The sequence below is a fragment of the Gordonia otitidis NBRC 100426 genome (assembly GCF_000248075.1).
Taxonomy (GTDB): Bacteria; Actinomycetota; Actinomycetes; order Mycobacteriales; family Mycobacteriaceae; genus Gordonia; species Gordonia otitidis.
In genome coordinates, this window is record NZ_BAFB01000042.1 from 1 (window position 1) to 19,240 (window position 19,240).

Consider the following 19,240-nt stretch of genomic DNA (forward strand, 5'->3'; position numbering starts at 1 on the left):
GTTGCTGACACTGCTGCTCGTGCAGGGATATTCGGATCTGGCCGATTCCGTCGACGACGCCGCCGACTACGCCGCCGACGAACCCCTCGACAGCGATACCGATCGGATCGGAGGTGACCGGATAGGAGGCGACCGGGGCGGAGGTGACCGGGGCGACGGGCCGGAGCCCGCAGGCGACTCCCGTGTGCCATCACGAGAGAGATTGCGGCGCATGGCATTGGCGATGCGCGCGTGGGCCATCGCCGATCCTGCCCGATGGGCACTGCTGTACGGCAGCCCGGTGCCCGGCTACGCGGCGCCCGCCGAACGCACGGTCGGGCCCGGGACGCGCGTCATCGCACGCCTGCTGACCGAGTTCGACGCCGCGTGGCGCCGTGGTGAGCTCCGCGAGGGCGCACCGGCGACGGTAGATGCCGGCGCGCAACTGACGGCGGACTTCGACGCCGTGCGCCGCGAATTCGGCTCCGCACTACCGGATTCGGTGATGGTAGGCGCCATCACGCTGTGGGCCACCATGATCGGCGGCATCAGCCTCGAGGTGTTCGGGCAGTACGGCGCCGACACGTTCGCTCGCCCCGACGTCCTGTTCGCAGCGCAGATCGACGCCGTGCTGTCGACGTTGTTCGTCGGGTAGCTCAGCTCGCCTTGCGGATGTCGGCTGTGCCGCCGTCACCCAGTTCCGTCGCGCCCGGCGCGGCGTCGTCGGCGCATTCGACGACGAACGACGTGGCGAGCACTTCGCCGGCGATCATGTCTGCGTGCAGTCGAGCCCACTCGAGTCGTCCACGGGGCACCACGAACCGCACCTCGATTCGATCGGAGACGTCGAGTCCCAGACCGCGCCGCGCCTCCTGGAGCTCGCGAACGCGGTCCTTGGCCCACCCCTCGGCTTCGAGATCCTCGGTCACGTTCGTGTCGAGGACGACGAGCCCGCCGCCTCCGGGAAGTTCGGCGGTCGAGTCCGGCTCCTCTGCGACGAGTTTCCTGCTGTACTCGCCGGGCAGGAGGTCGATGCCGTCGACGGACACCACCTCGGTGCCGTCGTCGGTGGTCCGAACAGTCCAGTTGCCCGCTTTGACGGCCTTGATGACGCGCTGTACGTCTTTGCCCAGACGTGGACCGGCAGCACGCGCGTTGACCGCGAGCTCATAGTGGCCGTAGCGGTCTGCCGCGGTCGACAACTCCACCGACTTGACATTCATCTCGTCGGCGATCAGGTCCGTGTACGGCGCGAGTCGCTCAGCGTTCGGCGAGGCGACGGTCAACTGCGGCAACGGAAGACGCACGCGCAGCTTGTTGGCCTTGCGCACGCTCGACGCTGTGGAACAGACGGCCTGCACGTCGTCCATGGCGGCAACCAGGTCCGGATCGCCCGGCGACTCGTCGCTCGTCGGCCAGTCGGTCAGGTGCACAGATCGCCCACCGGTCAATCCCCGCCAGATCGCCTCCGTCGCCAACGGGAGCAGGGGCGCGGCAAGACGACTCGCCACCTCGAGCACGGTGTAGAGAGTGTCGAAAGCGTCCGCATCCTCGTCCTGCCCAGCCCAGAAACGTGCGCGCGATCGACGCACGTACCAGTTGGTCAGCGACTCGACGAACTCACGGAATGCCTCACATGCCCCGGAGACGTCGTAGACGTCGAGCGCCTCGGTCATCGCGTCGCGGGTGACCGCGAGCTTCGCGAGGATGTAGCGGTCGAGCACATTCGACGAATCGGTGCGCCACGTGGCAGGTCGATCCGCGTAGAGCTGCAGGAAGCTGTACGCGTTCCACAGCGGCAGAAGCGCCTGCCGCACACCTTCGCGGATTCCCTTCTCGGTGACCACGAGGTTGCCGCCACGCAGGATGGGCGATGCCATGAGGAACCATCGCATCGCATCGCTGCCGTCGCGGTCGAACACCTCGTTGACATCGGGATAGTTGCGCTTGGACTTCGACATCTTCTGCCCGTCGTCACCAAGCACGATGCCATGTGCGGCAACTGTCTTGAACGCCGGACGATCGAAGAGTGCGGTCGCGAGCACGTGCAGATTGTAGAACCAGCCGCGGGTCTGGCCGTTGTACTCGACGATGAAGTCACCCGGATTGTGCGCGGACTCCGTGTCGGTTCCGTCGAACCAATCGGCGTTCTCGAACGGATAGTGGACCTGCGCATACGGCATCGATCCGGACTCGAACCAGCAATCGAGAACCTCCGGTACCCGACGCATCGTCGAATTACCGGTCGGGTCGTCGGGATTCGGCCGGGTCAGCTCGTCGATGTAGGGCCTGTGCAGGTTGTCCGGCCGCACCCCGAAATCGCGTTCGAGTTCGTCGAGCGAGCCGTACACGTCGGTGCGCGGGTGCTCCGGATCGTCGGATACCCAGACGGGGATCGGCGCGCCCCAGTAGCGGTTCCGGCTGATGTTCCAGTCCCGTGCACCCTCGAGCCACTTGCCGAACTGCCCGTCGCGGATGTGCGCAGGCGACCAGGTGATCTGCTTGTTCAATTCGATCATGCGATCCTTGATCGGGTCGACCGCCACGAACCACGACGGAACCGCCATGTAGATCAAGGGTTTTCCCGATCGCCACGAGTGGGGATAGGAGTGTTCGATCGTCTCGTGCCGCAGTATGCGCCCGACCTCCTTGAGGTCCTTGATGATCACCGGATTGGCGTCGAACACCATCAGCCCCTCATACGGCGGCACCATCGACGTGAATCGCCCACCGGCGTCGAGTGGCTGCACCACGTCGATGCCGTTGGCGGTTGCCAACTCCATGTCCTCCTCACCGAAAGCGGGTGCGAGATGGACGATTCCGGTTCCGCTGTCGGTCGTGACGTAGTCGCCGAGCAACACGCGGTGCGCATTCGGGTGGCCGAGGAAGAAATCGAACGGAGGCGTGTAGGCGAGCCCCTCGAGCTGACGTCCGTGGTAGCTACCGAGCACCTGCGGGTCGACGATCTCCTTGGCGTAACCGGCCAGCAACGGCTCGGCGAGGAGATACTCCTGCCCGTCGGCGGCACGAACATGGACGTAGGTGACGTCCGGATTCACAGCGATCGCGAGGTTCGACGGCAGCGTCCACGGTGTCGTCGTCCAGATGAGCGCGTTGACGCCGTCGAGTTCGGACAATGGGCTGTCGGACGCCACGACGAGCGGCATCCGAACCGTGACCGCGGGATCCTGGCGCATGCGGTAGGCGTCGTCGAGCTTGGATTCCTGGTTGCTCAGCGGGGTCTGCTCGTACCAGGAATACGGCAACACGCGGTAGCCCTGGTAGATGAGCCCCTTGTCCCAGAGTCGCTTGAACGCCCACATGACCGACTCCATGAAGTCGATGTCGAGCGTCTTGTAATCGTTGTCGAAATCGACCCACCGGGCCTGTCGGGTGACGTAGTCGCGCCACTCGCCGGTATACCGCAGCACCGAATCACGGCAGAAGTCGTTGAACTTCTCGACGCCCATCTTCTCGATCTCCGACTTGTCGGTGATCCCGAGTTGACGTTCGGCTTCGAGTTCTGCGGGCAGACCGTGGGTGTCCCAACCGAAACGGCGCTCGACCTTCTTGCCCCGCATCGTCTGGTACCGGGGTACCAGATCTTTCACGTACCCGGTCAACAGGTGGCCGTAGTGCGGCAGACCGTTGGCGAACGGCGGACCGTCGTAGAACACGAACTCAGGTGCGTCGGCGCGGTTGGCGATCGATGCCGCGAACGTGTCGTCGTTCTTCCAGTAGTCGAGGACGTTGATCTCGACGTCGGGAAATGAGGGTGTGCCACTGCGCATGCCGTCGGTCATGTCGACCACGGGGTACACCCGTGTGCTGGATTCTGTCTGGTCGCTCACGCTGGCTCCTCGTGCCTGGCTCGCACGTCCACGCCTGGACGTATCCATCTGCTCGGCACGGGGACGCACGAATGGTGCGCGGTACCACCCCGCTTGCGTCGGTTCGACCGACGCCTCTCGTGGTCCTCTCGGATCGGTGGTCGTCTGACGACAACACACGTTTCAGAATCCGAATGGACCGGCGGCTGTCACGGGCCGCGCCCGCCCGGTTCTACTGAGAAACCAGCCCCGACGACGCGTCGGGTGGTGTCTGTTCTTCCAGGTGCTCCCCGGTGATGGCCGGATCGTCGCGACCTCAGTGTAGCGGTCGAACCGACTGTGTCGAAAGCCGAAGCGAACACCGAGGGCGTCATTCGAGGGAGGACGTCAGTCGAGTGGAGGACGCCAGTTGGGATCAAGAGGATCGAATCGTGCCGTTCCGCTACCCGTTTCACGCTCGGGCGTGTCCCATTGGCGATCGGACGGCTGCTGCTCCTCGCGATTCACCTGCTGCCCCTCGGATGGTGCCTGCGGAGCCCTCCCCGGGTACTGGCCGGGCGACTGTTGGCCGCGGCCCTGATCCGTCGTTCCCGGGCCGGCTGCCCACTGCCGGGGTGGTTGCCCGCCGGCAGGCCCCTGCTGCGGGTAGGCCCGCTGCTGACCGGGAGGTACGTGCCGCGGCGCCTGCGGGGGCGGCATCTGCGGCGCGCCCGACTGGGACTGAGGGGATTGGGACTGGGGGGACTGGGACTGGGGTGGACGAGTCCCCGGCGGCTGCGCACCGAATCCACCCGTCACGGGATCATTGCCGACTGCACGCAGGTAATCGGTGTAATCACCCTCCCGCGCACCGGGGGCCGGATCTGCCGAGGCATCGCGTCCCGAGGCACCGTGTGCACTGTCTCCGACAGCACCAGCACTACCGGGCGCGGAGTCGGGCCGCTCCCCCGGATGCTGCCCGCCGGGCTTGATCACGCCTTCCCACGACGACGGGGGGCCCTCGCGCCGCGCGGGAGGGGATTCGCGCCGCGCGGGGCCTGTGGGCACCGATCCGCCCGAATCGGGCCCTGAGGAAGGTCGGGAGCCACGGACTGCATCACCATCGCGATCACCGCCGACGTCTCGGTCGCGGGCCGGGTCGTCACGTTCGACTGCAGCACCACCGCCCTCGACCCCGGCGTCGGAGTCGTCGCCGACCGCCGGGCGCCCGTCGAACTCGGCGTCCACGCTCGAACTGTCGTCCCTGCGCCCTGAGCCGATGATGTCGACGATCAGAAAAGCCAAGCCGATCAAGCAGACGACGATGCACGCCACCGCCAGCCACACCGTGCCGGTGATCAACCCGACGATGAGCAGCACGAAGCCAACGAGGGTGGCTGCGAGCGCCAGACTCAGCACGTCATCTGCCTAATGACCGTCCGCCGGCACCGATCAGCTCTGCGAGTAGCTGCTGAAGCCGCCGTTACCGGGATCCGACGAGAACGACTGGTCGGAGCGCCCGTTCTCGACAGGTGCGGCACTGCCGCGCTGCTGCAGCTCTTCGAGCTGGGACTCGAGATAGGTCTTAAGGCGTGTGCGGTACTCACGCTCGAACGTCTTGAGCTGCTCGATACGTCCCTCGAGGACGCCGCGCTGCTGATTGATCGTGCCCATGATCTCGCTGTGCTTACGCTCGGCGTCGCTCTGCAGCGCGTCGGCACGTTCCTGCGCCTGACGCAGCTGAGCCTCCGACCGCGTCTGCGAGTCGGCGAGGATCGCTTCGGACCGCTGACGCGAATCGTTCAGCAGGGCGTCGGACTTCGTCTGCGCCTCGGACACCATGGCGTCCGCACGCGAGCGGGCATCCGCGAGCAACGTGTCGGCTTCTTGTCGAGCCGAACCCGTCAGACGATCGGCGGTGTCCTGTGCGAGAGCGAGAACCCGAGCAGCTCGGATGTTCGCGTCGTCGTCGGACAGGGACTCCGACGAGGAGGATGCATCAGCAGTGCCGCTGCCGGCCTTCGCGTCGGCGAGCTCGCCCTCGAGCTCTTCGACGCGCTGCTTGAGGTCGCTGTTCTCTTCGATCAGGCGAGCGAGCTCAGCTTCGACGAAGTCGAGGAACTGATCGACCTCGTCCTCGTTGTAGCCGCGCTTACCGATCGGCGGTTTGCTGAACGCGACGTTGTGCACATCAGCTGGTGTCAGCCGCATGTCGGTTCCCCTCATTGTCGTTAGAGCGTTGGGTCGGCTCGAGCTTGGTGTCGTTCGAGCTTGGTCTTCAGTTGGGCGGATACGTCACAGCCTATGTGTACAGACTGTCACTCAATATTCATACCAGTCAAAATCCGTAACTGGCGTCTCATCCTGTCACATCTGAACCGCTTGTCGCATATGTTCGATGCCGTCCTGCAATGCAACAGTCACTCGATGATGACACTCAACGGTAGAACATCGGCTCGACGAGCGGCAGTCAGATCATGACGTCGGGTCATGTTCAAGCGACGTTCACCGAGCACCCGAGCCCCGATCGGCTGGTCAGAGGAGTGCGCTCGCCAGCGCCGACGCCGCGGCGTTGTTGGCCAGTCCGCGCATGACCGACATGAGGATGAGTACGACGATCATCACGATCATCAACGAGAGATCGAGTCGAACCGGACCGAGCGGAATCGGAGGCAGGATGCGCCGAAGGGCTTTGATCGGCGGGTCGGTGACGGTGAACACCGCTTCGATGATCACGACCGCGATCCCCGTCGGCCGCCACTCACGCGCGAAGGTGCGAACCAACTCGATGACAAGGCGCGCAAGCAGCAGCAGCCAGTAGATGAACAGCACGTAGTAGAGGACTTCGAACAGAATCGCCACGAGTCAAGAGTGCCTGATATGTCGGGCACGCCGCACATCCGGTCCGAAGTGACCGGGCTGCGAGCGCGCTGAATGGGTACCGACCGACATTCGGCGGGCGCACCGTGTAGGTCCGCCCGCCGAATGACACGGGTCAGCTGTGGTTGTAGAAACCTGTCGCGGCGATCTTCTTGCGGTCCTCCGCTGACACGTCGATGTCGGCGGGCGAGAGCAGGAACACCTTGGTCGCGACCTTGTCGAACGAGCCCCGCAGCGCGAACGCCAGGCCTGCCGCGAAATCCACGAGCCGCTTCGCATCGTCGTTGCTCATGTCGACGAGGTCCATGATGACCGGGTTGCCGTCGCGGAACCGCTCGCCGATCGTCCGTGCCTCGCCGTAGTCGGCGGGACGCAGTGTGGTGATCTTGTGCAGCGGCCCGTCGGCGAACACCTGCTCGAGATCGGGCGCCGCGGACGCCGACGACGGAGCCGCGGAACGCAGCGGAACCGAACTCGAGCGCTGCAGCGGCTCGAGTCGGGGCACCACCCGCGGCCTCTCGACGGGGTCGGAGTGACGCGGACCCGCGTAGGTGTAGTCACCCTGGTAGCCCTGCTCGTACCCCGGAGCGGAATCGAAGCCGGGGCCGAAACGCCGCTCCTCGTAGGCCATGTCGGGGCCATCGCGGTAACCCGATTCGGCATAGGGATCGCCGTAACCGTCACGCATCGGCGCGTCGCCGTAGTAGTCGTCGCGGTACGCGCGCTCTCGTGATGCCGAGCGGACCGGACCGGGTCCCGGCTCATCGAAATAGTCGTCCTCGTACTCGCTCGGAGGCACCATGCCGAAATATGCCTTGAACTTCTGCATCGTGGTCATTGGGGGCCTCTCTGTCATCCGACACCTGCGGCGGGTTCACGGGTGTTGTCAGTGTGGAGTTTGTTCTCGTTGGTTCGCGTGTGACCAATGTGATTAGTGAGAGACTATCGGCCGCGGGCCCATGATTGCGGTTCCGACACGCACGCATGTCGATCCGTGTGCCACAGCGCTCTCGAGGTCAGCGGACATACCTGCAGAGAGTCCCGTCGCCTGCGGATACCGCGACCGAAATCTTTCATGCGCCTGCGCGGTTCGCGCCATCCAGTCGTCGACCTCACCGTCGAGTGGCGCGATGACCATCAGGCCTCGCAACGCGAGCGCGTCGCTCGCCTCGACCCGATCGGCGAGTTCCGGTAGCTCGGATTCGAGCGCACCTCCCCGTGTCGGGTCACCGTCGAGGCTCAGTTGCAGGTAGACCCCGACGGGCGCGACCCGTTCACCGTCGTCGAGCGCGGCCGCACTCGACGACGCCAGGTGGTCGATCAGCTTGGCACGATCCACCGAGTGCACCGCGCGTGCCCACCGCGCTATCGATCGCGCTTTCTTGGTCTGCACAGAGCCGATCATGTCGAACGCGACGTCGTCGGTACCGCGACCTTCTGCTGCGCTCGTTGCGCGCACCTCGCCGACCTTGCGGCTCGCCTCAGGCTCGCGGGACTCGCCGAACTCCCTCTCCCCCAACGTGATCAGCCGCTGCACGTCGTCTGCCGGAAAGAACTTGGTCACGACGAGCAGTGTCACATCTCCTGCTGGTCGCGCGGCAGCCCGCACCGCGGCGTCGAGTCGCGCGCGGACGGCGGAGAGTGACTCGGCGAGTTGCGCCGTGCGTTCGTCGGTGGCGGAGCTCACGGCGCTAAGCTCCCTGTGGTTCCCGGATCCCCTGTCGGTCCCGGATCCCCTGTCGAGAACGGATCCCCCGATGCCGCCGAATCCGCTTGTGCGTCAGAGTCGTCGGACTCGGTGGGAGCATCCGGATCGATCCAGATGACGGACGCCAGTCGGCCGGTGGGCGCGCCTCGCCGATGGCTGAACAGATGCGGATCCTCGATCGTGCAGCGCGGGTCCTCCGCGACGGCAGCCACGGCTGCAGCCAGCAATTGACGCCGCAGACCAGCCCGCAGATCGAGTCCGGTGGTGCGTTTGTCGGTGAGGCATGCACTGCCCGGCAGATGCTCTTCGACGTCGCGCTGCATCTCGGGTGGGACCTCGTACTGTCGTCCGCACGCTGCCGGACCGAGGAAGGCGCCGATCCGCTCCGGGCGTGCGCCCAGCGACATCATCACCCGCAGCGTCTCCGGGATGATGCCGATGCGGGCACCGACCCGTCCCGCATGCACTCCGGCGATCACGCCCGCCTCGTCGTCACTGAGGAGAAGCGGTACGCAGTCGGCGCTGAGGACCGCGAGTGCCAGGCCCGGGGTTGTGGTCACCAACGCATCGGTGGCCTCCACGGGGTGGCCGACGGGACCATCGACCACGGCGACGTTGCGGCTGTGGATCTGTTCCATCCACACGAGGTGATCGGGCGCCACGCCGAGCTGCGAAGCGAGGCGAGCCCTGTTGGCCGCTACCGCGTCCGGATCGTCACCGACATGATCTCCCAGATTGAACGTGTCGTACGGCGCCCGGGAGACACCCCCGTCCCTGGTGGTCACCACACGGCGCACCCGGGGTCTGCTCGACCCGCTCACGTCGTCAGCGCTTCATGAAGGACGGCACGTCGACGTCGTCGTCGTCGAGCGTGACGCTGTTACGTCGCGGCGGAGACGCCGGACGATCGGCGAACGGGTCGCCACCCTCCTGGGGCATCTGTCCGAACAGCGGATCGTTCTTCTCCGCCGGATTCACTGCGCCCGCCTGCCCGGCACCGACGGCCGTCTTCCCGGTCGCCGCCGGTGCGTCGGTGCGCTTGCGCGGGGTTCCGCCGTCGAATCCGGCGGCGATCACCGTCACGCGCACCTCGTCGCCGAGGTTGTCGTCGATGACCGTGCCGAAGATGATGTTGGCGTCCTCGTGCGCGGCCTCCTGGACCTGGGTCGCGGCGTTGTGGATCTCGAACAGACCCAGATCACTGCCACCGGCGATCGACATCAGCACACCGCGCGCACCCTCCATCGACGACTCGAGCAGCGGTGAGTTGATCGCCGCCTCGGCAGCCTTACGCGCACGCTCCTCGCCACGTGCGGAGCCGATACCCATCAACGCCGAGCCGGCATCGCTCATGACGCCCTTGACGTCGGCGAAGTCGACATTGATCAGACCGGGGGTGGTGATGAGATCGGTGATGCCCTGAACACCGTTGAGCAGCACCTCGTCGGCACTGCGGAACGCGTCCATGAGGCTGACCTGCGCGTCGCCCAGCTGCAGCAGACGGTCGTTGGGGATGACGATGAGCGTGTCGCACGACTCGCGCAGAGCCGTGATACCCGCCTCGGCCTGTCCCCCACGACGCTTGCCCTCGAAGCCGAAGGGCCGGGTCACGACACCGACGGTCAGCGCGCCCAACTTGCGCGCGATCGACGCCACCACCGGGGCGCCGCCCGTGCCGGTCCCGCCTCCCTCGCCCGCGGTCACGAACACCATGTCCGCGCCCTTGAGCAGTTCTTCGATCTCGTCGCGAGCATCCTCGGCCGCGCGACGGCCGACCTCGGGATCGGCGCCTGCGCCGAGTCCCCGCGTCGAGTCACGTCCGACATCGAGCTTGACGTCGGCATCGCTCATCAACAACGCCTGGGCGTCGGTGTTGATGGCGATGAACTCAACGCCTTTGAGTCCCTGTTCGATCATCCGGTTGACGGCATTGACGCCGCCGCCGCCGATGCCGACGACCTTGATCACGGCCAGGTAGTTGTGCGGTGGCGTCATGGCGCTCGCCTTCCTTGTCGATACAAAACCCTAAACCTCAACCATAGATTTAGAGTTATGTCAAGTGGTGTGTTGTCGAGAACGCTAGGCATCGCCGGGCCACTGGGCCAGCAAGCGGCGCGGCGTGTCGTGAAGTTGCGTGGAAATCACTCGATCACCGCGTCCTCGCAGGCGGACGCGCACACACCATTCAGCGGTAGGCGGGGAAGTCCGGGCTCGACACGTTGTATTCGGACGCCTTGCGCGGCATCAGATACCCGAGCGTCCGGGCCTTCTCGTCGCCGCGGGTCGAATCGCCCCACACCACCTTGCGGTTGCCCTCGAGCGTGAACTCGATGTCGACGGGCGAGGACGCGTCGACCGCTCTCACCTGCTCGGAGATGTCGTCGGGCAGACCTGCGGTGGCCTTCATGGCGGCCACCGTCGTCGGATCGGACGGTCCGGGGTTCGGTGTGGTGAAGACCGGCAGCGCCGCGTACTCGCCCGGCAGCCCCTTGGTGGTGTAGGTCAGATACGAGACGCCGGTGCGGTCGAGGACGTGCACCTCGTCGCCGTCGACGACACGGGCCGTCGCCCGCCGCTCGACGACGGTGATCCGCAGCGACGACGGGTACTCGCGCTTGACCCGCGCGGATTCGATCGACGGTATGGCCGCGATCCGCTGCGCGACGACGCGCGTGTCGACCTGGAGCAGCGGCGTGCCTGACGCAACGCCCGCTGCGTGGAGTATCTCACCGGTCTGTACACCCTTGGCACCCTCAACCGTGGTCGTCCGCACCGACATCAGCGGGGTGAAGAACGCCACGAGCACGAGCCCGACGACAACGATGACGGCGACCGCCACCCCGAGGAGCATGCGCGCTCCCCGACGTTCCGGCAGGAACCGGGTCACCGGGAGTCCTCGCCCCCGTCGGACGCATGTCGCCGCGTGCCCGGCTCCTCGAGCGCTGCGAGTATCTCGGGGCCCTGCATGGTGATGTCACCGGCGCCGAGGGTGAGCACGATGTCACCTCGTCGCGCGATGCCTGCGACGATGTCGGCGAGACTCGATAGGTCGGGAACGAATCGATGGGGCCGGGTCAGCTGGTCGGTGATGCTTCGGCCGCTCACGCCGGGAATCGGTGCCTCTCGCGCCCCGTAGACGTCCGCGACTATCACCTCGTCCGCGGCGTCGAGCGCCGCTGCGAATTCGTCGGCGAATTCGGCTGTACGCGAATAGAGATGGGGCTGGAACACGGCGATCACCCGGCCATCACGAGCGCCGCCCTCACGAGCATCGCCCTCACGAGTATCGCCGTCACCAGCGACCAGACCCCGGGCGGCCGCCAACACGGCCGCGACCTCGGTGGGGTGATGAGCGTAGTCGTCGTAGACGGCGACACCCGCAGCACGCCCCTTGTATTCGAAACGACGTCGGACCCCACCGAATGCCTCGACGCCTGCGATCACGTCCGCAAGTTCGCCGCCTGCGCGCACGGCACCGAGGACCGCGCCGAGACTGTTGCGCGCCATGTGGATTCCCGGAGTCGTCAGTGTCATGCCGACTTCGACAGGTGAGTCGACGATCGGCTCGGCGAACCGCACCGTCGCGGCCCCGCCGCTACCGTGCGGCGTCCACGACACCAGTGTCGCGGCTGGTGTGACGCCGGGAATCGCGATCTTGTCCGCGTCGGTGCCGTAACCGAGCACCGTGACCCCCCGGGCAGTCAGTTCGGCCGCGCGCCGACGAGCGAGCGCGACTGTCCCCGGGTCGTCGAGACACACGATGAGGGTGCCGCCGGAACGGAGCTTCTCGGTGAACTCGTCGAAGACCGCGACGTAGGCCTCGACGCTGCCGAAGAAGTCTAGGTGGTCGACCTCGATGTTGGTGATCACGACGATGTCCGGCGCGTATTCGAGTAACGACCCATCGCTCTCGTCGGCTTCGGCGACGAAGATGTCGTCGCTCCCGTGATGGGCGTTGGTTCCCGATTCGTTGAGTTCGCCGCCGATGGCGAACGACGGATCGAGCCCCGCGTGCTGCAGCGCGACGACGGACATCGAGGTCGTCGAGGTCTTCCCGTGTGTTCCGGCGACGAGAAGTGTTCGGTGGCCGGCCATCAGTCCCGCGAGAACATGCGGCCGCAACAGGACCGGGATACCGCGCTGACCCGCCGCGACGAGTTCTGGATTCGTCTTGGGTATGGCGGCATGCGTCGTGACCACGACGGTCGGACCGCCGGGCAGCAGGTCGAGTGCTGCGGCGTCGTGTCCGATCGTGATCTGGGCCCCCCGCGCGCGCAGAGCGATGATGCCGCGGCTGGTCTTGGCATCCGACCCGGACACCTGGCCGCCACGCGACAACAGGATGCGCGCGAGACCCGACATTCCGGCGCCGCCGATACCGACCATGTGGACTCGCTGGAGTTGTTCTGGCAGAGGTGCGGCTCCCGGCTCACCGTGTGCTGAGGTCACGTCCTCGATTGTCACCGCTTGGGCGCCGATCCCGTCGAACGAAACGCCGCCCCGCCGTCAACCTCACGGCCGTCGACCTCACTGCGGTCAGCCCCACTGCGGTCAGCCCCACCGCGGTCAGCCCCACCGCCGTCGACCCCACCGCCGTCGACCCCGCCGGTCACGACGGCGCCGCTGGCTGCATCGTCCCGGTCGGTGTTGTCGCCGGACTCGATGTTGTCGCCGGACTCGATGTCAGGGCCGGACTCGATGTCGGGATCGGCCGTGCGGTCGTCAGGTGAGGAAGTGGCGCGCGGCGTCTCGGCGCCTCGCGCGGTGCGTGACCTGCGCCCGAGTCGATGCGACGAGGCCAAATCGAGAGCGGCGCGAGCCACGGCGTTGGCGGCGTCGCCATGTCCGGTCCCTGCCGCCGACACCGACATCGCGGCGAGCCGGGCCGGATCGCCGAGCAGTGCGGGGACCTCACTCGCGACCCAGTCGGCCGTGACCTCGTCGTCGGCCACGAGCACACCGCCGCCCGCCTCGACAACCGGCAACGCGTTGAGCCGCTGTTCGCCGTTCCCGTGTGGCAGCGGCACATAAATCGCGGGGAGACCCGTCGCGGACACCTCGGCCACGGTCATCGCGCCCGAGCGGCACATCACCAGATCCGCGGCCGCGTAGGCGAGATCCATCCGCTTGAGATAGCCGACCGCCCGGTACGGCGGGGCGTCATCGGGTGAGACGGGGTCGATGGTGTTCTTGGGGCCGTACGCGTGCAGCACTCCTATACCGGCGCGTCCCAGCGCATCGGCCGCCCCCGCGACTGCGTCGTTGAGTCGTTGCGCACCCTGCGAACCGCCGAACACGAGCAGCGTCGGCGCATCCTCGTCGAGTCCGAAGTAGTGGCGCGCCTTGGCCCGCAGGCTCGTGCGATCGAGGTCGGCGATCACGCCTCGCACCGGGATACCGACGACCTCGGCGTCGTCGAGTCCCGATCCGTCGACCGCGGCCATCACGGTGTCGGCGAACCGCGCGCCGACCTTGTTCGCGATACCTGCGCTGGCGTTCGCCTCGTGGATCACGATCGGCAGCCGTCGACTCGGCCGCAGATACGCGCGCGCAGCGAGATAAGCGGGCATGGACACATACCCACCGAATCCGACGACGACATCGGCCTTCACGTCGGCCAGTACCCTGCGGGTTGCGAGCACCGACCTCAGCAGCCGTGCCGGAGTCTTCGCGAGTTCGAGTCCGGGCTTACGCGGCAGCGGAACCGGCGGGATGAGGGCGAGGTCGTATCCGCGTTCGGGTACGAGCGTCGTCTCGAGGCCCCGGGACGTGCCGAGAGCGGTGATCCGAGCCGTCGGGTCGAGTCGGTGGACCGCATCGGCGACGGCGAGCGCCGGTTCGATGTGCCCCGCGGTTCCTCCGCCGGCGACCACGACCGACAACCGTGGTGTGCTGCCGGCTGCAGAACGTTGGTCCGTCGGCGTAACCCGTTGTTCGTCCGGATCCATTCGGTCTGCACTCCATTCACATCTGTGTTGTCTCAGGACTGTTCCGGGTCGGGCACATCTGTCGTCGACCCGGTCCAGACCGGGCTCGCAGCGCGACAGCGCGCCCCGTCGTCGCCGCGCAGCACTGCGCACCGTCGTCGCCTCGGGACGGTTCCCGGGCGCCCGGGATCGTCTAGCGACCCCTGCCCGTCCACCGCGGCCCACCCGACATCTTGTCAGCTCTGCCCGCGTGACCCGAATAGCGGCCCGAGGAGACGTGCGGTGTTCCGGCCCGCGCCGACGCCGACGCCGGTTGCTTCGTACCGCGACGCTCCGCCCGGACGCCGCGAGCGCCTGCCGATGGCCGCGGACCGTCGGCGCGCGCATCGCGCGTATGTGCAGCGTTGGGGCGCTCCCCGCGTCCGGAATACCCGACACGGTAGTCGACGCGCACCTGACCCGATCGCGGCGCCCCGCGGCTGTCGGCCGCCGGACTCGATTCGGGCGCGACACCGAAGAACCGCGCGCCGATCGCGCGCCGCCATGCGGGCACCTGGCGCTGACTTCTCGCACGTCCGGCCTGCGACGGCACGGGCCCACGACGTGCATCGAGTCGGTCCCGGGCGCTCTCCGCGCGAGTGGGCGTGTATGCCACCGGCGTCGGCAACCGGAACCATCGGCTGACGCGGCTGCGCTGACCCGTGGTGAGCGCCGCGACCGCCTCGGGCTCGTGCCGTGCCGCGTTGGCCAGTAGGCCGAGCATCGCCAGCACTGTCAGGGTCGACGTTCCGCCTGCCGACAGCAACGGCAACTGGATGCCCGTCACCGGTAGCAGTCCGATGACGTATCCGATGTTGATGAACGCCTGGGCGGTGACCAGCACCGTGATGGTCGAGGTCATGAGTTTCAGGAAGGGATCGGTGCACCGGTGTGCGATCCGGAATCCCGTGAAGGCGAGGACGACGAACAGGAAGACCACCAAAAGTCCACCGATGAGACCGAGTTCCTCGCCGATGATCGCGAAGATGAAGTCGTTGTGCGCGTTGGGCAGGTAGTTCCATTTCGCGCGGCTCTGTCCGAGTCCGACTCCGAACACTCCACCGTTGGCGAGGGCGAACGTCGCCTGTCGGGCCTGGTAGCCCGCGCCTTGCGGGTCGTCGATGCCGCCGAGGAAGCTCATCACGCGCTGCGATCGGTAGCTCTCCACGAGTGCCAAGACGACTGCGATGGCGACGCCGGTGACGACGAATGTGACGAACACCTTGATCGGCAGACCCGCGAACCACAGCAGCGCCCCGACGATGATCGCGATGGTGATCGTGGTCGAGAGATTGGGCTCGAGGATGATCAGCAGACAGATCAGCAGGCCGACCGGTACGAGCGGTACGAGCAGTTCACGTAGCGAGGCGTTGTCGCGTCGACGCGATGCCAGCAGGTGCGCGCCCCACACGCACAAGGCCACCTTCACCAGTTCGGACGGCTGCACCGAGAGTCCGTTGATGTCGAACCACCGTCGTGCTCCCTGGCTGAGCGTGCCGATACCGGGCACCAGGACCAAAGCCAGCATGATCGTCGTCACCGCGATCATCGGGACTGCCATCCGTCGGAAGAAGCGAACGGGCATACGCAGCGTGAGGTAGAAGACGATCGCGCCGAGTACCACGAAGATCACCTGGTTCGCGAACAGTCCGTAGGCGGATCCATCCGCCGAGTAGCCCTCCACCGACGAGGCCGAGAGCACCATGATGAGTCCGAACGACGTCATCAGGGCGGCCATGGTCAGGACCAGGTGGTAGGACGCCAGTGGTCGGCTGAGCAGGTTGCGCACGCCCTCGACCACCGTCGCCGGGAGCGCCGCGAGGTCGGTCCTGGTGCGGGCCGCGCCGCGAACGACGGACCCGCGGGACGTGCCGTGGTCGGCGGCCGTGGACTTCGCCGGGCGTCGCGTAGTCGACCCGCTCTTGCTCGTTGCACCCCTCCCCGTCGACCGACCTGTCTTCTTCTTGCCGGCCTTCTTGCGGGTGGACGACGTCCGAGACCCCGAGTCCGGCTCGACCCCACCTGCCGTGTCATCGGCTGACTTGTCGGCGTCCACCGGGTCGGCGGCAGCCCCCGCGCTGCCGGCCCCCGTGCTGCCCGCCCCCGCGGCATCGGTTGTCGCCGTCACGGTTGTGTCGCCCGGGGAGCGTTCCCCGGCAACGAGCGCGCGGCGGCCGCGAAGGCGTCACCACGTCGTCCGTACCCGGCGAACATGTCCAGCGAGGCCGCCGCGGGCGCGAGGAGCACCGCGTCGGGACGCGGATCGGTGGCCGTGGCCAGCGTCCACGCCTCCGCGACGGCGCGGTTCATCACCGCGGTCGCGAGGTCGCCGGAGTTCCCGGGGTCGCCGTGCGGGTGAACCCCGCTCGGCGCTGAACCCGTTTCTGATCCGAGGGCGCGCTGTGCAATCACGCTGCCATCGTCTCCTGTGAATACTGTGACTGTTGGGACTTTTGGGGCGTGTCGCGAAATCGCGTCGACAATGATGTCGCGGTCTCGCCCGATCGCGACGACCCCCGCGAGCCGGTGCGCGGACGCGGCGATCATCTGATCGACCGACGCGCCCTTCAGCAATCCGCCCGCGATGAGCACCACCAGCGTGTGTGCGCCGATCGCGGCCTCAGCCGCGTGCGGGTTGGTGGCCTTCGAATCGTCGACGAAGTCGATTCCGTCGACGGTGGCGACCACCTCGCCGCGGTGGGCAGCGGGACGAAACGCGCTCAGCGCTCGACCGATCGCCGACGGGTCGATGTCGATCGCCAGCGCGAGCGCCGCTGCGGCCAGTGCGTCGGAGACACCCGACGGTCCCGCAGGGTGAACGGATTCCGCTGACACGAGCCGTGTATGGCCCCGCCGATCGTCGGCCCGGTCGGTGAACGCACGGTCGGTGGACGCACGGACGGTGAACGCACGGTCCACCAGGTCGCCGTCGACGACGCCGAGTTCGCCGGGCGCGGGCTCGCCGAGGGTGAACCCCACGCGCCTGCCCGCAACGGGCAGACCGGATGCGACGGCGTCGTCGAGTCCGACGACACCGACCGCACCGCGCAGGGCGGTCTGCTTGTCCGCGGCATACGCGGCGAACGACCCGTGCCAGTCGAGGTGGTCGTCGGCGACGTTGAGCACCACCCCCGCGTCGGGGGTGATCGACGGCGCCCAGTGGAGTTGGAACGACGACAGTTCGGCGCACAGGACGTCGACCCGCGGCTCGGAGGTCATGGCGTCGAGTACCGGCAGCCCGATGTTGCCGCACGCGGCGGCGCTGCGACCACCCTCGATGACGATGTCGGTCAGCATCGACGTCGTCGTGGTCTTGCCGTTGGTCCCCGTCACGACGAGCCAGGTGCGCGGTGCGCCCGCCAGTCCGGCACGGTCGACGCGCCACGCCAGCTCGACCTCACCCCAGACCGGGATCTCGTGCTCGGCAGCGGCGACCATCAGCGGGTTGCCCGGTGCGAAGCCCGGCGAGGCGATGACGAGGTCGGTGGTCGCGGCCCAGGAGTCGTCGACGAGGAGCGCGGCGACCGACGTGAGCCGTGCTCCGGCCGCGTGGACCGCGTCGGCCCCGACGACTCCTGTCGTCACCTCGGATCCCGCGACTCCCGTCGTCACGTCAGCCGATTTCCCCGTCCCCGGGTGCGGTGTGCTGTCGGCGAAGCGGTCGTCGGCGATCGTGACGACGGCACCGACACCGAGCAGGAATCGCGCCGCGGACATGCCCGCGGTGCCGCCGCCCGCGACGACGACGCGTCGACCATGGAGATGAAGTTCCGTCATCGAACTCATCCGGCTAGCCGTTGACTGTGAGGAACTCGCCGTAGAACAGCGAGAGACCGAGTGCGCAGGCGATGGCGGTCAGTAGCCAGAACCGGATGATCACCGTGGTCTCGGCCCAACCACCCAGTTCGAAGTGGTGGTGGAAGGGCGCCATGCGGAAGACCCGTCGACCTGTCGTCCGGAAGAACGCGATCTGGATGACCACCGACATGATCTCGGCGACGAACAGTGCGCCGATGACGACGGCGAGCAGTTCGGTGCGGGTGGTGATCGACAGACCCGCGAGCAGTCCGCCGAGTGCCAGCGATCCGGTGTCGCCCATGAAGATCTTGGCCGGTGCGGCATTCCACCACAGGAACCCGAGGCAGGCGCCACCGCCCGCGACCGCGATGAGCGCGAGATCGAGCGGATCGCGGACGTGGTAGCAGCCGCGCGGGATGTCCGCGGCGGGCTTCGCACCTCCCGAACAGGCGTTGACGAACTGGAAGAAGGTCACCAGTACATACGTGCCGAGGACCATGGCCATCGATCCCGCGGCGAGACCGTCGAGACCATCGGTGAAGTTGACCGCATTCGACCACGCCGCGACCACCAACCAACAGAACACGACGAAGGCGACGGAGACCATCGAGATCGCGTCGATGTCGCGGACGTAGGACAGGTGCGGACTCGCCGGCGTGTACCCCGAGTCGTTGCGGAAGCCGAGCACGAGGACACCGAACAGGATGGCGGCGATGAACTGACCGATCGACTTGGCCGTCTTGTTGAGTCCGAGGTTGCGGTGCTTGCGGATCTTGATGAAGTCGTCGAGGAATCCGACACCGCCCAGCGCGGTCGCCAAACCGAGTACGAGCAGGCCCGACGCCGTCGGTCCGTTGCCGTCGTGGGTGAACAAGCCGACGATGTGCGCTCCGAAGTAGCCCGCCCAGAGCGCAATCAGGATGGCGACGCCACCCATCGACGGCGTCCCACGCTTCGTCTGGTGACTCTGCGGCCCTTCGACGCGGATCTCCTGACCGAAACCCTGGCGCGAGAAGACGCGGATGAGTACCGGAGTGAGCAGGATCGACACCGCAACGGCGATCGCACCCGCAATGAGGATCTGGGTCACCGCAGCATCC

14 protein-coding genes and 1 pseudogene are annotated in these 19,240 nt (G+C 67.1%); 1 reads left to right on the forward strand and 14 read right to left on the reverse strand.

Annotated features, from left to right (window positions below; all coding sequences use genetic code 11):
• Positions 1–634 (forward strand): TetR-like C-terminal domain-containing protein (locus tag GOOTI_RS26000; RefSeq protein ID WP_007237355.1); only part of this gene is annotated, 634 nt, incomplete at its 5' end.
• A 1-nt stretch (position 635) separates the two neighbouring features.
• Here GOOTI_RS26000 and ileS read toward each other — a convergent pair.
• The 14 genes and pseudogenes from ileS to mraY form a co-directional block, all read right to left on the reverse strand.
• Positions 636–3,782: an isoleucine--tRNA ligase gene (ileS, locus tag GOOTI_RS04335; protein WP_233425421.1), complete on the reverse strand. Its 3,147-nt coding sequence runs from the start codon at positions 3,780–3,782 to the stop codon at positions 636–638.
• A gap of 414 nt (positions 3,783–4,196) precedes the next feature.
• A complete protein-coding gene (locus tag GOOTI_RS04340; RefSeq protein WP_007237357.1) occupies positions 4,197–5,207 on the reverse strand; it encodes a hypothetical protein in 1,011 nt (336 codons plus the stop codon).
• Between the two features lie 33 nt (positions 5,208–5,240).
• A complete protein-coding gene (locus tag GOOTI_RS04345) occupies positions 5,241–5,999 on the reverse strand; it encodes a DivIVA domain-containing protein (RefSeq protein ID WP_007237358.1) in 759 nt (252 codons plus the stop codon).
• Between the two features lie 324 nt (positions 6,000–6,323).
• On the reverse strand, positions 6,324–6,650 hold the full coding sequence (locus GOOTI_RS04350; protein ID WP_007237359.1) for a YggT family protein: 327 nt from the start codon (positions 6,648–6,650) through the stop codon (positions 6,324–6,326).
• Positions 6,651–6,783: 133 nt separating this feature from the next.
• On the reverse strand, positions 6,784–7,506 hold the full coding sequence (locus GOOTI_RS04355) for a cell division protein SepF (protein ID WP_007237360.1): 723 nt from the start codon (positions 7,504–7,506) through the stop codon (positions 6,784–6,786).
• Between the two features lie 93 nt (positions 7,507–7,599).
• Positions 7,600–8,355, reverse strand: coding sequence for a YggS family pyridoxal phosphate-dependent enzyme (locus tag GOOTI_RS04360; RefSeq protein ID WP_007237361.1), 756 nt, complete (start codon positions 8,353–8,355; stop codon positions 7,600–7,602).
• Positions 8,352–9,173, reverse strand: coding sequence for a peptidoglycan editing factor PgeF (gene pgeF, locus GOOTI_RS04365; protein WP_007237362.1), 822 nt, complete (start codon positions 9,171–9,173; stop codon positions 8,352–8,354). Before pgeF ends, GOOTI_RS04360 begins: the two co-directional genes overlap by 4 nt.
• A gap of 28 nt (positions 9,174–9,201) precedes the next feature.
• Positions 9,202–10,371, reverse strand: a complete 1,170-nt coding sequence (gene ftsZ / locus GOOTI_RS04370) for a cell division protein FtsZ (protein ID WP_007237363.1) — start codon at positions 10,369–10,371, stop codon at positions 9,202–9,204.
• Positions 10,372–10,561: 190 nt separating this feature from the next.
• On the reverse strand, positions 10,562–11,227 hold the full coding sequence (locus GOOTI_RS04375) for a cell division protein FtsQ/DivIB (protein WP_138985159.1): 666 nt from the start codon (positions 11,225–11,227) through the stop codon (positions 10,562–10,564).
• 32 nt (positions 11,228–11,259) lie between these two features.
• On the reverse strand, positions 11,260–12,825 hold the full coding sequence (murC, locus tag GOOTI_RS04380) for a UDP-N-acetylmuramate--L-alanine ligase (protein WP_373279013.1): 1,566 nt from the start codon (positions 12,823–12,825) through the stop codon (positions 11,260–11,262).
• Positions 12,826–13,127: 302 nt separating this feature from the next.
• Positions 13,128–14,324, reverse strand: a pseudogene (gene murG, locus GOOTI_RS04385) (undecaprenyldiphospho-muramoylpentapeptide beta-N-acetylglucosaminyltransferase); the annotation flags it as partial.
• 172 nt (positions 14,325–14,496) lie between these two features.
• Positions 14,497–16,470: a putative lipid II flippase FtsW gene (gene ftsW / locus GOOTI_RS04390; protein WP_007237367.1), complete on the reverse strand. Its 1,974-nt coding sequence runs from the start codon at positions 16,468–16,470 to the stop codon at positions 14,497–14,499.
• The gene (murD, locus tag GOOTI_RS04395; RefSeq protein ID WP_007237368.1) at positions 16,467–18,119 is read right to left on the reverse strand and encodes a UDP-N-acetylmuramoyl-L-alanine--D-glutamate ligase; all 1,653 of its coding nucleotides are present in this window, start codon (positions 18,117–18,119) and stop codon (positions 16,467–16,469) included. Before murD ends, ftsW begins: the two co-directional genes overlap by 4 nt.
• A 13-nt stretch (positions 18,120–18,132) precedes the next feature.
• On the reverse strand, positions 18,133–19,230 hold the full coding sequence (mraY, locus tag GOOTI_RS04400; RefSeq protein WP_007237369.1) for a phospho-N-acetylmuramoyl-pentapeptide-transferase: 1,098 nt from the start codon (positions 19,228–19,230) through the stop codon (positions 18,133–18,135).
• Positions 19,231–19,240: the final 10 nt, after the last annotated feature.